The sequence below is a fragment of the Chamaesiphon sp. genome, assembly GCF_041737865.1.
Lineage (GTDB): Bacteria > Cyanobacteriota > Cyanobacteriia > Cyanobacteriales > Chamaesiphonaceae > Chamaesiphon.
Genome location: NZ_JBGSQZ010000234.1, coordinates 1 through 15,801 on the forward strand (window position 1 = coordinate 1; position 15,801 = coordinate 15,801).

The following is a 15,801-nucleotide window of genomic DNA, read 5'->3' on the forward strand; positions in this document are numbered from 1 at the left end:
ATGACCTTTGAGCCGTTCTGCTGTCTCTTTCAATAATGCTTTGAGTCCCCCTGTTAGTTCCAACATTGCTCAGATCTCCTTTCGGTATATATTCTTAGTCTATCTTACTCTCTCGGAACTATTTATTTCTTGGAAGTCCCTAAGGCAATGGCTGACCAATTGACAACTGCATCCAAAGAGCGACTGACAAATAAACTCGGTAAGCTCTGTGAAGACGATCTGAAATCAATCGAACGTGTCATCAAAATTCAACTCGGTATGCAGCTTTCATAACATCGATCTCAACCACGAAAAGCATCGGGAGAATTAAGAAAATCTAATTCAGCAGGAGTACTCGCTCTACTTAGAATTTGATTGCGATGGGGAAAGCGTCCGAAGGTTTTAATTATTTTGTAGTGAGTGCGGGCAGAATCGATCGCGATTTGACTATCGGGGTCTGAGGATAATGTTTCAAATAATTTAACTGATTTTACTTGGTCTTCGATATTTTCGCTATGCTCGAATGGTAGATATATAAACCATCTTTGTACGGGTAATAACTGGCGATCTAAACCAGAATCGATCGCATGTTTAGCAATAGATAAAGCTAGCTCATCGGCAGCAAAAGCGTCAGGTGTATCACGAAATATATTGCGCGAAAATTGGTCGAGGGTAATAATTAAAGCCAAGCAACTAGTTGGTGAATCTTGCCAACCGTCTAATAAGCCAGCCACCCCAAATTGATGTATTTCTGCAAATCTCTCTTTAATCTTACGATCGATTGCCGGAGCAGATTTAAACCACATCGAGCGAGGTTTGCCATACTGTTCGCCATTATGTAAAGTATCGGGCGTACCAAACCAAAAATTAAGAATTTCAGCTCCCCTGTTCATTTTTACGTCATTAGCCATCGCTTTAAATATTTACGAAAAGATCCGATCGATTTCTACACTAAAGCCAGGTAATATTGGTGAAGTGAGAGTATCACCAGCTAAAAGTGTCGCTACCAATTGTAGTTGTGCTTCAGTGCGGCGATAGATTTCTAGCGTTTGTAGTTGCCAATTAACGATCCAATATTCCTGTACGCCATACATGGAGTATAGTTTGAGTTTTACACTCTTATCTCGTTGCTCATTTTGTGAGCCAGGGGATAAAATCTCTACCATCAACTCTGGCGCAATCGTAAAGTGTCCCGCTTCATCGATACCTCGATCTAAACGCGCTTGACTCGCCCACACCAGATCGGGAATCACTGCATCTGTCGGCGTAAAAATCACGCCAGGAACTTGAAATGGCTTCCCTAATTTAGTCTGTCTCGACCAAAACTCTAGTTCAAAATGGATATTGCCACCAATGGCTTGATGACGAATGTGGGGAGCGCGAGTCACTAATAGTTCTCCTTCAATAATTTCATGCCGCAACCAGCCACCATCATCGGGCATGACATCGAGATCTGCGGTTGTCCAGTAGAGATTAGCAACCATTAGTTTCACTGGTAAGCTTATTTATTTGTCTATTATATCCGACCCGATCGAGGCAGCATTTCGCGATCGAGATCTTGGCGATGCTAAAGATCCACACAATGAAGGGGAGAGGCAATTCATGAACAATTCATAAATTTCCCCTCCCCTCATTTGTGTACTCGATGATTATTTTTTCTTTGTGCTACCCTTTTCAGCTTTAGCGGCTTTCTTGGCGGCTTCAGCAGTAGCTAGAGCTTGTTGTTTGACGAGTTGGCGTTCTTCTTCTAGTTTGTCGAGGTAGTAGTGATAGTCACCTAGATATACCCGAAACTCACCGTCACGCACTTCGACTATTTTATTCGCAACTTGAGAGATAAAATATCGATCGTGAGAAACAATTAATGCTGTCCCATCATAGTCGATGAGGGCGTTTTCGAGTGTTTCTTTGGCGGGTATATCTAAGTGATTTGTCGGCTCATCTAAAATTAGTAGATTGGCTGGAATCAGCAGCATTTTCGCCAGAGCTAGGCGGGCTTTTTCACCACCACTGAGCGATTCAACTTTTTTGAATGCCATGTCGCCAGTAAATAAGAACTGACCTAATAAGGTACGAACTTCTTCATTTTTCCAGTCGGGAACTTCATCATGAATAGTTGCTAGAACTGTTTTGGTGAGGTCTAGTGCTTCTGCTTGGTTTTGTTCAAAGTAACTAGGAATAACATTGTGTTCGCCGAGTTGAATCGATCCACTAGTCTGCTGTTCCATCCCCATAATCATTTTTAACAGGGTAGATTTGCCGCAACCATTGGGGCCTAAAAAGGCAATCCGATCGCCACGTTCGATAAATAAGTTTGTGCCTAAAAATAGAATTTTGTCACCATAGACATGTTCTAGATCTTTGATTTCTACTATTTCGCGACCGCTCCGAGGTGCGGGGGGAAACCGGAAACTCAGGGTTCGCATACTGGAGACTGGAGCCGCGATCCGTTCGACTTTATCGAGGAGTTTTTCGCGACTCTTTGCTTGAGTACTGCGGGTTGCACTAGCACGGAACTTCTCAACGAAAGCTTGTTGTTTTTCAAGTTCTTTGCGTTGCCGCTCGAAAGCATTTAATTGAGCGGATGAGTTCTCAGCTTTTTGTTCGAGGTATGATGAATAGTTACCGAGATATGTACTAGAGACACCGCGTTCTGTCTCGACGATCTGGTTGCACAATCTATCTAGAAACTCGCGATCGTGTGAGATGATTACCATCGGCGTTTCGAGCTTGCGGAGGTAATTTTCCAGCCATTCGATCGTTTCTAAATCTAAATGGTTTGTCGGCTCATCGAGTAGGAGCAAATCGGGAAATTGGAGCAAGATTTTGGCTAAACTCATCCGCATTTGCCAACCGCCACTAAAGGCACTCACCAATCGATCGGCATCTTCCATTTCAAACCCTACTTCTGGTAGGATCTTATCGATTTCGGCTTCGAGTGCATAACCATTTAGAGCTTCATACAATCGCTGAAATTTATCCATGCGATCGAGCAGTTTGTCAAGCTCATCACCACTAGCAGTTTCTAACTGATGGTGAATTTCATTGAGTTGGGAGTGGACGCGATTGGCTTCACCAAATGCTTGCCACAATTCTTCTTTAACAGTTCGCGTCGGATCGACATCAAATTCTTGGTTGAGATAGGCAATATTCAGACTATTGGGGCGGATGATTTCGCCGCTGGTGGGTTCGATCTGCCCAGCGATAATCTTCATTTGGGTGGATTTACCCGCACCATTCGCCCCTACCAACCCAATTCGATCCCCTGGCTTCACTTCCCAATTAATGTCTTTGAGGACTTCACCTGTGGGATAAATCTTGCAGATATGTTCCAGTCGCAGCATGAAATTAATTTTCTCCAGAAGTATTGGTAGGACGGCGGATGTCCCATATCTATTTTAACAAAACTTTACCACAATTTAGGGAGTAGGGAAGAGGGAGATAGGGTGAATATCTCCCCATCTCCCTCCTGTTCCCGAAATTGCTAAAATTAAGACTGAGTTACTAAAGATAAATCGGCGCATGATGGACGTAATGGAGTTTTTCCAGCACAGTGCTGGCAGATGGAGATCGAAACGCACCACTCATCACCTCGCATTTAGAAGATCTGAGATGGGTGAATCGGAGATCGAGGTAAAGGCACTAGCCGCCCAAGACGCGGAAATAATCGAGCTGTGTGAGTCTCATCAAGTCGATCCTAGTCTAGCTGTAGGCGGCTGTTGTGTGACTTGGGCGGCTTCGATGGGCTGGGATCAGGAGGGTGAAAATCATGAGGGTAAGACTGTATTTGCGCTAGTTCCCGATCCAGACAAACCTCGGAGCGGTCAATTGTTGCGCGATCGCGGTTATGCTGAAATTGTCTCGGTAGCGGGACATTATCACATGGATAATGATGGTGGTTTGGTGCTGATCACAGAATACGACATCATGAGTTCGATCGAACGGTTCTGGTTCCCTAGTCCGAATGTGCGGGTACGAAGTAGTACGGTAAAACGGATGGGTGGCTTTAGTACTGCGACATTCTGTACTGAAACTCGCGTACTGGCAGATACTACTACCGAGCTAGTTGTAACGCCAGCAAATGTAGATCCTAGTCTCATCCTCTCTCCGCTCGGTTGGTGACAGCCAGCAACCAAACGGAAATGTACCGTGCTGGGGTTGAATACCTGCAACGGATTCAACCCATGTTACCGCCGCAGACGATCGACGTGATGGATAATTTGCGCGATCGAGTCTCCATTTATAATTGGATCGGTAAGCAGATTGAAACTGTCAATCGATCGCTGCAAGTCCATCTTGATGCCTGTGATGAGTGTTTCAATCCGATCGATCGACGATCGATTCAGATCTTCGCAGTGCCGTTTGCTTCATCGATGCAGTTAGATGGTTTTTGTAATATTAATACCAACCCGACGACGATTTTGGTGGATGTGGGGCGAGTTGCACCGCCTGATTGGTTGGCTCTAGTCGCTCATGAGTACGCTCACGCGCATTTAGGCTATCCTGGACACGATCGAGCATACGCCGAGGTTCTGAGTCATTTGTGCTTGGGTTTGGGTTTTGCCCAACCGTCAGATACTCCAGGAGATCGTAGCATCTATTGTTGGCCGCCATATGTAGCCGCGATCGATCCTCTAGCTTGGTGGCGCGGCGAAGGGTAAAAGTAGGTAGCACCCCGCCCAAGTGGGAATTTTTTTGTACTTTAAGACTGAAGCAAAGCCCCTAACCTTTGCTGGTAGGGGCTTTCTGTGTTTAATGGTCTAACAAGATCGATTAGCCCTTGCCTGAACAGATGAGAAATTTAGCTTCGATCGTCATTAGCTCGATTAAAGCAAGTAAGGGCAAGTATTTCAACAATTTTATTGAGGGAAATTGAGCATTTAGCGTTATAATTAAGACAGATGCCTAAATTGAGGTAAATTATGGCTCCATCAAACCAATTACTGGATATTTTGGGAATTTCAGGTTCAACAAGTTCATCTTCAACGATGCTCCAAGACTCCACCAATGACAGTATTGAAGTAGTGCGGCGCGGATTATCGATCGAGTCTTTTAAGCGAGTGGCGAGTTACTATCAACTTTCAGACGCTCAGATGTCCAAGGTGGTAGGAACTTCAGTCAGAACAATCGTCAGACTTCAGAAAGAAGACAAGCCTTTAAATGCTACTTGGTCCGATCGATTGTACCGACTAGCCAGAGTTGCGGCTCAAGCACAGGATGTATTTGAGAGTGCTGACACGGCGACTAGCTGGCTGAAGCGACCCAATCGAGGATTAAACGGTCATGCGCCTGTAGATTTACTGGATACGGATGCAGGGACAGAGCAGGTGGTGGAATTACTCGATCGAATCGAGTATGGAGTATATAGTTGAGCTTGAGTTTGTGGCGAATTTCCAAGCGCAAGTATGTAGATACAGCTTTTAGTGGCGAAGGTGCCAGAAGAGTTGGCGGACGTTGGAATTCTCGCGGACAGGGGATGGTTTATACTTCCGGAACGCTTTCACTTGCAGCGTTAGAAGTCTTCGTCCATATGGAAGTTGAAGATGTGGCGACGATGTTGGCGTGGATTCGGGTGGATGTGCCGACAGAGGTAAACATTGAGTATCTAGAAATGGCTCAATTACCTCCAAATTGGCGTAACATACCCGCACCTGCTGTTTTGGCAATGATGGGTGATAACTGGTTTAGATCGGGTGCGACAGCGATTTTAGCGGTGCCTTCGGTGGTCATTCCACTGGAATTCAACTATTTAATTAATCCGTCACACCCCGATTTTGTCAAGCTAGCTGTAGAATCCCCGCAACCATTTGAGTTAGACCCCAGACTTTGGAAAGGCTAAAATAGAATTACCCCGACGGCGATCGATTTCAATCAAGTTTGAATGGATAGTATAGCAATAGCCAAGACAGTTAAGACACTTTGCCTTGTAGTCTGCGGAGGCAGACTTTGCACCATGAGCGACGACTTCCAGTCGTTATCATGTCCTAAGCACTATGGCGGTTGATATAAGTAATGGGTAAGGAAACAGCCTCAAAATCGAGTTTCACTTAAAAAGATAGGAGCGCGGAATTAATTTAATTCCACGCTCCTAAACTACTCACTCCAGAACCAGATCGGGAGCTTAGTAGAGTTATTCTTCTTGGTGAGTGACGATCGGACTTAGGATAAGCAACATAAGTCAGGACATATCCTGCTTCGATTCGATCGTCGTCTAAGAAAGATCGATTCCCTATTCAGAGAGGCTGCGCCAAAGGATCGATCGATTTTTCCTGGCAATTTAGTAGAGTTGTTCTTCTTGGTGAGTGATGATGGTGCAATCAGACTTAGGATAAGCAACACAAGTCAGGACATAGCCTGCTTCGATTTGATCGTCGTCTAAGAAAGATTGATCGGATTGATCGATTTCTCCAGCAGTGATTTTACCAGCACAAGTCGAACAAGCACCCGCACGGCAAGAATAAGGAAGGTCGATCCCTTGCTCTTCGGCTGCGTCTAAAATGTAGGTGTCGTCAGCAACCTCAATAACTTTATTGAGATTTTCAGCTTCGTTGATTAAAGTAACTTTATAGGTTGCCATGTCAGATTGATTCCTCTCTATTTCGCTTAAATAATGACAGATGCACACATATTTGTCTATAGTCAGGCAATCTGCCAGCCTAGATCTGTGAGTAACTACGCTCGATCGGATTGCCCTAAGTAGCGCAGTTTTTTTCATCTCTATTTGAATACTAAGGGAAAACCTCACCATCTGTATCCATAAGTTCCGCTAAAGTCGAATGGTATTCGTAATCAAATCGCGGGGATTCATCCTAATTACTTATACCTCTACGGCAACGGATCGATCGCATATCTCCTGTAGTCTATATTTATCAACGGTTAGCGTCATTAAGCAGCCAGCGGCGATCGGGTTAAATAGAGCCTAGAGTAGCAGTTATAATATTTTCTGGCATTCAGTTTGGCGGTTAATTCAATCGCTTTATAATATTAAAAAATCTTATGTCTAAAACCCCTAGTTATGGAGAAATTAATCTCCCGATCCGCGTTGGCATCGTGGGCACCGGATTTGCCGCCAAAGTCCGCGCCCAAAGTCTCGCCACCGAAAGCCGCACCCAGCTAGTAGCCGTCGCCGGGCGCAATCCCGAACGCACGGCAGAATTTGCCCAGAGCTTCGATGTATTAGCAGTAGCTGATTGGCAGACATTGGTGCAAATGCCCGACATCGATCTGGTAATCGTGGCAACGATCAATGCTCACCACAGTGCGATCGTCCGTGCTGCGATCGAGGCAGGTAAGCATACAATCGTTGAGTATCCACTCGCCCTCGATGTTCGAGCAGCTACCGAAATCGTCCAACTGGCTGTGGCAAAAAAAGTATTGCTCCATGTCGAACATATCGAACTCTTGGGCGGACTCCACCAGACGATGCGCGAATGGTTGGATCGTCTAGGAGAGGTGCATTACGCCCGCTACAGCACGATTGTCTGTCAGCGTCCCGTACCTGAAAAATGGACTTTTCATCGCTCTGAGTTCGGATTTCCCCTGATGGCGGCACTTTCTCGACTCCATCGCTTCACTGACTTGTTTGGCGCGATCGAGAGTGTCAATTGCAACAATCAATACTGGGGCGGGGTGGGCGATTATTACAAAACTTGTCTGTGTACGGCACAATTACGCTTCAAAAATACTAACGCGATCGGCGAAGTCGTCTATGGTAAGGGTGAGGGATTATGGCAAAACTCCCGCAAGTTTGAGGTACATGGGGACAAGGGCGCACTAATATTCGATGGTGATGAAGGGGTATTTATTCAAGATGGCACTTCTACGCCTCTGGATCTTGGTGCGCGGAAGGGTTTGTTTGCTAAAGATCTGGAAATAGTCCTCGATCATTTGATTGATGGCAAGCCAAATTATGTTACTCCTGCGGCTAGTCTGGCAACTCTCCGCGTCGCTGATGCTGCCAGAATCTCGGCAGAAACTCGCCGCATGGTGACTATCGATAGTTTGTAATCCGCAATTCCTGGTGGACTCTTTGGCGTAGCCTCTGTGAAAGAGCATCGATCTACTCGAATCTTAGCGTGTAGATCGCAACTAACGCGCCTGTAACACTCGATCGACACTCAGATCTAGACGATCGAACAAGCTCGATCCGATCTGATTATCTCCCTGATAGACTTTCTCCTCATACAAACCCTCCACCCATTCTAATATCGTTACTCGTTGCGCGATCGGATCGACGATCCAATATTCAGCAATGCCCCTAGCGGCGTATTCACTCCGCTTATAGCGATAATCTCTTTTTTCTTGATTGGGACTGACAACTTCTACGACTAATAATGGTGGGGGCATATCCATCAGGACGATCGATCTAGTCGCCCCATCCATTTCTGTAGCTAATTCTTCAGATAATACCAACAAATCTGGTACCCGCACGGATACCCGCGATCCACTAACGGCTACTTCTGTCTTCATCGTTAACCGATAAGCTGGAATATCAAGTTGGAGAAAATATGCCAATAGAAACATGGCAATCCGACGGTTGATTTCGCTCTCGGATGCCATGTCAATTAGCTCTCCATTTTCTAGTTCATATAATTTATCCGTGCCATCGTCATAGGCAAGGAACTCTTCTAGCGTCATTTTTTGGATCGCAACTGTCATCGCTACACCTCCTGCAAGAGTATATTTACTATTCTAACATTTCGATCGATCTCGGAATTGTCAACGACTTCCAGTCGTTGCTAGTGATGCAAAGTCCGCCTACGCGGACTGAGAGATTAGTCCGCGTAAGCGGACTTTACACCATGAGCGGCGATTTCAATCGTGCGGCAATTGGGATCGATCGAAATTACATCCGTTCTAATACTGAAATACCGAGTAAATCCAATCCTAGTCTCAACGTTTTAGCCGTTAAATCGCACAAGACTAATCGTGAAGTCCGCAAAGGTTCTTCTACTTGTAAAACAGAATGCTTGTCATAAAATTGATTGAATTTTTGACTGAGTTCAAATAAGTATTGACACAACCGATTTGGTAATAAATCTCGCTCGACTTCATTAATAACTGTACCTAATTGTAAAAGGTGTTTGGCGAGAGTAAGTTCTAGTTCTTCATTGAGCACGATCTGGGCGTTAGCTCCGAGATTGTCGAAATCAATACCACCTTTACGGCTGATGCCTTGTACCCGCACATAGGCATACATCATATAGGGAGCGGTATTCCCTTGGAGCGCGAGCATCTTGTCAAAACTAAAGACATAATTACTCGTGCGATTTTGGCTCAAGTCTGCATATTTAACCGCACTTAACCCGACAATTTCGGCACTATTAGCGATAAACTCGTCAGTTTCTTGGCGTTCTTCGGCTGTTACGCGAGATTTTAAATCGTTGCTAAATCTTTCGATCGCTTCATCTAGCAACTCTTTTAATTTAATCGCTTCACCCGATCGAGTCTTAATCTTTTTACCATCTTCCCCTAATACTAATCCGAAAGGAACATGAATAATTTCAACGTCTTCAGGTATCCAGTTTGCTAATTTGGCGACTTGGAATACTTGGGCGAAATGATCTCCTTGTCCGGCATCCGTAATATAAATAACTCTGTCTGCTCGATCGATCCCAATCCGATATCTGACTGCGGCTAAATCGGTAGTAGCGTAGTTATAACCGCCGTCGGTTTTTTGAACGATGAGGGGTAAAGGATCGCCGTCTCGATTGGTATATCCTTCGAGAAATACGCACTGTGCGCCGTCGCTTTCGACTAGTAATCCCGTCGCACGTAAATCTTCAACTACGGCGGTTAAATAGGGATTGTAAAATGATTCGCCGCGTTCGGTGAGTTGGACATTCAATCTGTCATAAATTACCTGAAACTCGCGCCGTGATTGGTCGCATAGTAGGTTCCAGGCGTCGATCGTATCGGGATCTTTTGCCTGTAATTTGACTACCTCTTTTCTAGCTGCTGCTTGAAATTCGGGATCTTCATCGAAGCGTTGTTTGGCTTTCTTATATAAGACAACTAAATCACCTAAATCGAGCGCGTCAGCCGTCGTCAGAGCTTCGGGATAAGCTTCCCGCAAGTAGAGAATCAACATCCCAAACTGAGTCCCCCAATCGCCAACGTGATTGAGTCTGAGCACATCATGACCGCGAAATTCTAGTACCCGTGCGATACAATCTCCCAGAATAGTCGATCGCAAGTGTCCGACGTGCATTTCCTTAGCAATATTCGGACTGGAAAAATCTACGATGACGCGTTGGGGTTTCTCAGCTACAGGCACACCCAAGCGGCTATCTAGTTGTATTGCTTGGAGTTGAGTAGCGAGATAGCTAGGTTTGACAGTAAAATTAATGAATCCTGGGCCAGCAATTTGAGGAACTTCGCACACTGCGGCTACATCTAGATTATCGACGATCGATTGCGCGATCTGACGAGGCTGTTGTCCCAATTTCTTGCTCAGTCCCATCGCCATATTTGCCTGATAATCCCCAAATTTAGGATTGCTCGATAATCCTAATAAGGGATCTGTGCCAGCATAATCATCCCCCAATGCGGCAACGATCGCGCGATCGAGTTGAGTAGTCAGGTAGGCGATAGTGGAGTTCATTTCAGGGGTGTGATGGATTAATAGCTACTATTTATTATCTATTATTCACCGTCCACTCGATCGACTGTCACATCTGGTCTGATTTCCCGACCCATTAGTAGGTACAATCGCTACAGACTTTGGTGGAGCCTTTATCAAAAAGCCGGAGTCTAGAGCCTTCTGCCTTGAGGCGGATGGTGATGAGGACAGCTAAAATTTATACCATTACTAAGCAACTGTCAACTGTCAACTGTCAACTGTCAACTTCTACCCCCTTCCCCTATTTAACCTATGTTGCCTGCAAAAACACCTACAGAGGCGAGTGGATTTAAGGCTCTGCTCAAAAACCGTCCGTTTTTATTCCTGTGGGGTGGGCAAGTTTTCTCGCAGATTGCGGATAAAGTGCTGATAGTCATGGGTAGTGCCTTATTAACTGACTATCATGTCCCTGCTCGATTTGCGACATCGGCTTTCTCTTACTTGTTGATAGCTTCAACCATTCCGGCAATTCTATTGGGAGCAGCAGCGGGAATATTTGTAGATCGCTACCCCAAAAAGAAGATTATGGTATTAGCAGATATCCTTCGAGCAGGACTAATCCTGTTGTTACCGCTCTTACCCAAGGAATTCCCAGTTCTACTTGCCATCATCTTTGCTCACTCCTTAGTTACCCAGGCATCCGCCCCTGCCGAACAATCAGCCATCCCCCTAGTTGTCCCCCCAGCAAATCTCCTCACAGCAAATGCGATGTTTGCTACTACTAACGTGGGTTCGGTCATTCTGGGATTTGGCATCGGCGAAACTATCCTCACTGCTGTTACCCAGATTTCCAGAAATGGCTCTCAGGAAATATTAGTAGCATCATTTTATTTAGTGGCGGCAGGTTTGGGTAAACTAGTGAAGATTAGAGAAACTATCGATACCAGCAAACACGCGCGCAAAATTAAACCGTGGCATGAGTTGAAGGAAGGGTTTGATTATTTGCAGAGCAACAAGATCTTACTAAATGCCATGCTGCAAATTGCTGTCCTATCTTCGACTATCGCTGCGCTACCGATTTTGGCAGTGGCACTCACCGCTCAAGTAGGTTTGGTGCTCAAACAATTTGGTTCGCTAGTCGCTCCCGCCGGAATCGGCTTAGTCTTCGGAGCGGGAATATTAGGTCACTTTGGGCAACGTCTCCAACAAAAATCCCTGCCATTGGTGGGATTTATCATCATGAGTATAGCATTAGCTATTTTTACATTTGTGAGTAACCTCCCGATCGCGCTATTGTGTGCGGGAATTCTGGGATTTGGAGCTTCATTGATTCAGGTACCGATGCAAACCTTGATTCAAGAGCGCACCCCAAAATCGATGCGCGGCAAGGTCTTTGGCTTCCAAAATAATGCCGTCAATATTGCCCTCAGCGTTCCCCTAGTTGTCACTGGCCCCTTGACAGAACGATTTGGACTGCAACCAGTCTTGTGGGGGATGAGCGCGATTGTGATGATTGCTGGCCTTTGGACGTGGAATAGTACTCGCCATGTATTAGAAGATGCTCTCTAACGACAAATCTCAGACACCTATACTAGTAAACAGCCTAGCAGTTGCTATATATGGCTGATGTCGATGTGTCCCAAGTCCGGTTATATTTGGGATATGAGGTTGGTTAGAGCTAGTTAAATCAGCAACCGACGTTCAAAGATATTTTTTTTAGTAATGTTGCTCTCATTTGCACCATTATGAAGGGAAATCGGGGTTTAAATTTTAATGGCGATCGTTAGTAAGCTAGCGATCGCCATTTTTTTATACATTTATCCACTCACCTCCACGACTTCTCCACAAAGTCGCGGATTAACTAAATTCCAGAATAAAGTGAATGCCGCACTTCGCATCTCACAGATCGAACCTTACGCAGCGACTCGCGCACGCCTTTGTTCCCCGACGGTTTAGCGAAAAGGTGCTTCAAGACAACCCCCAGATCCGGGTTCTGTCCCCACCAATAAAACTCGGATCTGGCAAATTCTCTTCATTTACCGCTCGGCTTATCACCAGCATTTAGCTAGGATCCTTATCCCTCAAGCCTAAGGTTCGATCGAAATCCCGATCGCATTATGCACCCGTGCAGCAGTCGCTGAAGCTCGATCGACTAATTGCCCGCCGAGATAGAGACTCGTAGAACTCCCGCCATCGAGGTTGAGTGCGTCTACAGTGCCCATCTGTTGGAGTAATTGAGCCATTTCTGATAAAGTCGGCCCCTTGCCGCCAGCGCGATTGTGGACGGCAACTAGGAGGATATTACCTGTAGCAGTACTGGCGATCGCACTCCGTACCGCAGACTCTTTCGCAAAATTCACCCCAAAATTCTCCCCTTTAGGATCGAGCACGATTTTCCCCGATTGAACTAACCAGGGGCCAGCGGCGATAATCTGGGAATATGTATCAAAATCGGCTGGGGTAGTTTGATATCCGAGGGTGAGGATCGTCCCGATCGGTAGACTCGCAGACAGCTCTGGCTGCCCCCGCAAGGCTAGTAAATAACCATTGACAGGGATGGGTATATTTGTGCCGCCAATCGCGTTACCTGGAGTAATTTGGGTGACTCGCTCCTGTTGAACTGTGAAAATCAGTTCGTTAGCTTGCATCGGCGTGTAAGTGTTACCCCAGGCGGTGGTGTAACGTCCTAATCCGGTTTGAACGTAGGCACTATTGAGTGCGAGAATTGATAACTGTTCGCCTTTGGACGTATTTAGGGTTTCCTGCATCTGCAAGCGGGCAATTCGGATTTGTCCACCATCGTTCCAACCGATCGCGCCCCGATTTAGAATGGGACTGGATAACCATTTACCGTCTCGTTTGAGAGCACCTAATGGCATCCGATTATTACGATTAAAATATCCCCCATTAATAGCTGCGACGACTTGGGTAGTTGGTGCAAATTTAATCAGATGATTGGTACCGACTAGATTTGGTAAAGCTAAGATCGATCTAATTTTAATGCCCTTCTGGCGCGGATCGATTTCGAGATAGCTGACGGGGAAATTATTAACACCCAATTTTACCCACTTTTGCCGCCATTTTAGTCCTGGTGCCCAGTTAATTTCGCGATCGGGGATTGTGTCTAGATTGGGATTGATGCTAATTTCCAGATTAGTGGGTGATAATAATCTTGCCCTAGCGCGTTGTCCTTTGACGATCGGAAATTGGACGATCGTTTGATTGTTATTAGTAGTGACTTTATATTCTAGTTTTTGAGCTGTCGGATCGTCATCGGGATCGAGATTGGGATCGAAAGTTGGTGGTGGCGCGTTAAATTGAGCGAGTAAAGCTGGATTGGCATTAGCTTCGAGTGTGAGATAACCTTCTGTGGGTGTTTGGCTGAGTTTCCAGGGGGTAGATCGATCTAATGTTACCGTAATCTTGCCATTTTTAGGGATATTTTGACGTTGGACATTTATCACTCTGGTGGCTGGTGTATTGAGCTGGAGTTTGCTTCCGAATAACTGCCATTGCCAACCGCTACTTTTAGCAATCTCGGTGATGTCTAGATAGCGATATTGTTGACTGAGTTTAGCATTTAAACTAATTGCTCTGGCTCCTGGAGTCGCATACCAATCGATCGGTTGACTCAAATAATTAGAATTATTAAATAATACTACTCCCATCTGTCGATCGAGAGCCGTATCACTAATTCCTAAATGTAAATTATTCCCGACTCGCCACTGTCCCCACGGTATACTTAGAGTCTTACCATTCAAGAATATTTCGGTACCTTGATTGACAAAATCCTGGGTAGGGATATTCCGCGTCGGCTGGGAGATTCGACTAGGTGGGAGTGGTATCGGGGAAATTGGCGGGGTATCTGCACGAGCAATTTTTACCGAGTAGAGCAAGGGATAAAAGTTACTGGCGATAATACTAGTAACGATTACATAAAACCTGAGATAATTCATACTCGATCGATTTGGTAACAGTTGATAGTTGATAGTTCAAGACAGACTAAAGGAATTAAACGAGCCATCTATCCTTGGTTGGGTTGCCAACCCAACTACCCGATTAATCCACCCTGCTACAATTAACCTGCAGGGGTGCCCTGTCTTGAAAAGGTGCTTCACTTGCAATACGATTCGGTTAATCGATTCGCTAGTGAAGATCGCCCCCTGTCTTGTCGTTTTTATTCAGGGGGAACCCCCGATAAAAACGCTGCTTAATGGGTACCCTGGCTCTACACCCAATCATAGCGATCTTCTACTGGTGTTGCGATCCATGTGGCGATCGACAACAGTTTACACTCGATCGGATCGAAAAAAATTATCAAATATCTGCTGTAGTCGGCGCAATCTAGCCGATCTCTGGCAATTTAGCTGACAAATAGCACGGATTGTCAAGACTAATTGTATTTAAGATCGCCACCTCAATTATCTATAGATATAATCGCATCTTTGGTCGATTACAGCGATTTGTCCCTGACAAATCGCTAGTAGTTGGGATCTTCAGTGCCCAAAATCTTGTCCCAAAATGTAAAATATAGCCCGTAATGTTTGGTATACTTGTGATGGTGTAGAGAGTGATGTAACGGCCCTACCGCCCATCGTCCGCACCAGCGAAAATAGCCAGACGAGGGAAATAATGGAAATCCGAGATGATTGAATACCGACCAAACTGTCATCGTCATAATCAGCGCAATTACAGTTGCAAAATGCAGCGGAATTGTGAAGACGATCGCCACGAGAAATAATGCTTGAAAAATAGCTTCTGCTGGAGCGAATGCAAAAGATGTCCACGGTGTCGGTTGTCGCGACAGGTGGTGTCCCAGATGAAACCAGCGGAATAGTAAGGGGTGATGAAATAAGCGGTGGATAAAATAAAAATAGGTATCTTGGAGTACCAATACGCCCACAAAGCTAAATCCTAGATACCACCATCCATATCGATCGATATCGCTATACAACAGCGTATAACCTCGATCGAATTGAAAGATCGAAAATGCCGCAATAAAGGCAAAAATTACAGTTGAGTAGATCGATAATTTGATATCTCGATGAATTGACTCCCAAACTGGAGGATCGATGCGGATACCCTGCTTAACCAGAAATTTTGTAAATAAGGAGTTGATCAGTAGATGCGCTCCCCCAGCGATGGTTAAATATCTGCCTAGAATAATGCCGATAAAAGCGAAAAAATAATATAAAAATGGGTGACGATCGCTCAATGTGTAGTTACCTTTATCGATAGATAATTGAGGGATAAGATGTCAA

General features: G+C 45.3%; 15 protein-coding genes. 7 read left to right on the top strand and 8 right to left on the bottom strand.

Annotated features, from left to right (window positions below):
* Positions 1–147: 147 nt before the first annotated feature.
* Positions 148–273, top strand: coding sequence for a hypothetical protein (locus ACEW9J_RS17730; protein ID WP_373546429.1), 126 nt, complete (start codon positions 148–150; stop codon positions 271–273).
* An 8-nt stretch (positions 274–281) separates the two neighbouring features.
* Here ACEW9J_RS17730 and ACEW9J_RS17735 read toward each other — a convergent pair whose 3' ends face one another.
* The 3 genes from ACEW9J_RS17735 to ACEW9J_RS17745 form a co-directional block, all read right to left on the bottom strand.
* The gene (locus ACEW9J_RS17735; RefSeq protein ID WP_373546430.1) at positions 282–872 is read right to left on the bottom strand and encodes a DUF924 family protein; all 591 of its coding nucleotides are present in this window, start codon (positions 870–872) and stop codon (positions 282–284) included.
* Positions 873–902: 30 nt separating this feature from the next.
* A complete protein-coding gene (locus ACEW9J_RS17740) occupies positions 903–1,463 on the bottom strand; it encodes a Uma2 family endonuclease (RefSeq protein ID WP_373546431.1) in 561 nt (186 codons plus the stop codon).
* A gap of 165 nt (positions 1,464–1,628) precedes the next feature.
* Positions 1,629–3,323 (bottom strand): ABC-F family ATP-binding cassette domain-containing protein, encoded by a 1,695-nt coding sequence (locus tag ACEW9J_RS17745; RefSeq protein WP_373546432.1) that lies wholly within the window; start codon positions 3,321–3,323, stop codon positions 1,629–1,631.
* Between the two features lie 181 nt (positions 3,324–3,504).
* Between ACEW9J_RS17745 and ACEW9J_RS17750 the strand changes: the two genes are divergently transcribed.
* The 4 genes from ACEW9J_RS17750 (at position 3,505) to ACEW9J_RS17765 (ending at position 5,818) form a co-directional block, all read left to right on the top strand.
* Complete coding sequence (locus ACEW9J_RS17750) at positions 3,505–4,101, top strand: phycobiliprotein lyase (protein ID WP_373546460.1); 597 nt, start codon at positions 3,505–3,507, stop codon at positions 4,099–4,101.
* On the top strand, positions 4,098–4,640 hold the full coding sequence (locus ACEW9J_RS17755) for a hypothetical protein (RefSeq protein ID WP_373546433.1): 543 nt from the start codon (positions 4,098–4,100) through the stop codon (positions 4,638–4,640). Before ACEW9J_RS17750 ends, ACEW9J_RS17755 begins: the two co-directional genes overlap by 4 nt.
* A gap of 261 nt (positions 4,641–4,901) precedes the next feature.
* Positions 4,902–5,351, top strand: a complete 450-nt coding sequence (locus tag ACEW9J_RS17760; RefSeq protein WP_373546434.1) for an antitoxin Xre/MbcA/ParS toxin-binding domain-containing protein — start codon at positions 4,902–4,904, stop codon at positions 5,349–5,351.
* Positions 5,352–5,353: 2 nt separating this feature from the next.
* Complete coding sequence (locus tag ACEW9J_RS17765; protein ID WP_373546435.1) at positions 5,354–5,818, top strand: RES family NAD+ phosphorylase; 465 nt, start codon at positions 5,354–5,356, stop codon at positions 5,816–5,818.
* 438 nt (positions 5,819–6,256) lie between these two features.
* On the opposite strand, the gene ACEW9J_RS17770 is transcribed toward ACEW9J_RS17765, so the two are convergent.
* Positions 6,257–6,556, bottom strand: coding sequence for a ferredoxin (locus ACEW9J_RS17770; RefSeq protein ID WP_373546436.1), 300 nt, complete (start codon positions 6,554–6,556; stop codon positions 6,257–6,259).
* A gap of 419 nt (positions 6,557–6,975) precedes the next feature.
* Between ACEW9J_RS17770 and ACEW9J_RS17775 the strand changes: the two genes are divergently transcribed.
* Positions 6,976–7,986, top strand: a complete 1,011-nt coding sequence (locus ACEW9J_RS17775) for a Gfo/Idh/MocA family protein (protein ID WP_373546437.1) — start codon at positions 6,976–6,978, stop codon at positions 7,984–7,986.
* Positions 7,987–8,067: 81 nt separating this feature from the next.
* Here ACEW9J_RS17775 and ACEW9J_RS17780 read toward each other — a convergent pair whose 3' ends face one another.
* Positions 8,068–8,637 carry a Uma2 family endonuclease gene (locus ACEW9J_RS17780; protein WP_373546438.1) on the bottom strand — a complete coding sequence of 190 codons (570 nt, stop codon included), beginning with the start codon at positions 8,635–8,637 and terminating at the stop codon, positions 8,068–8,070.
* A gap of 187 nt (positions 8,638–8,824) precedes the next feature.
* Entirely contained in the window at positions 8,825–10,582 is a 1,758-nt protein-coding gene (gene argS, locus ACEW9J_RS17785; protein ID WP_373546439.1) for an arginine--tRNA ligase, read from the bottom strand.
* Positions 10,583–10,852: 270 nt separating this feature from the next.
* Here argS and ACEW9J_RS17790 point away from each other — a divergent pair, with 270 nt between their 5' ends.
* Complete coding sequence (locus ACEW9J_RS17790) at positions 10,853–12,109, top strand: MFS transporter (RefSeq protein WP_373546440.1); 1,257 nt, start codon at positions 10,853–10,855, stop codon at positions 12,107–12,109.
* Positions 12,110–12,627: 518 nt separating this feature from the next.
* On the opposite strand, the gene ACEW9J_RS17795 is transcribed toward ACEW9J_RS17790, so the two are convergent.
* Together ACEW9J_RS17795 and ACEW9J_RS17800 are read right to left on the bottom strand one after the other, a co-directional pair.
* The gene (locus tag ACEW9J_RS17795; protein WP_373546441.1) at positions 12,628–14,496 is read right to left on the bottom strand and encodes a phosphodiester glycosidase family protein; all 1,869 of its coding nucleotides are present in this window, start codon (positions 14,494–14,496) and stop codon (positions 12,628–12,630) included.
* A 524-nt stretch (positions 14,497–15,020) separates the two neighbouring features.
* Positions 15,021–15,755, bottom strand: coding sequence for a sterol desaturase family protein (locus tag ACEW9J_RS17800; RefSeq protein WP_373546442.1), 735 nt, complete (start codon positions 15,753–15,755; stop codon positions 15,021–15,023).
* Positions 15,756–15,801 lie beyond the last annotated feature (46 nt).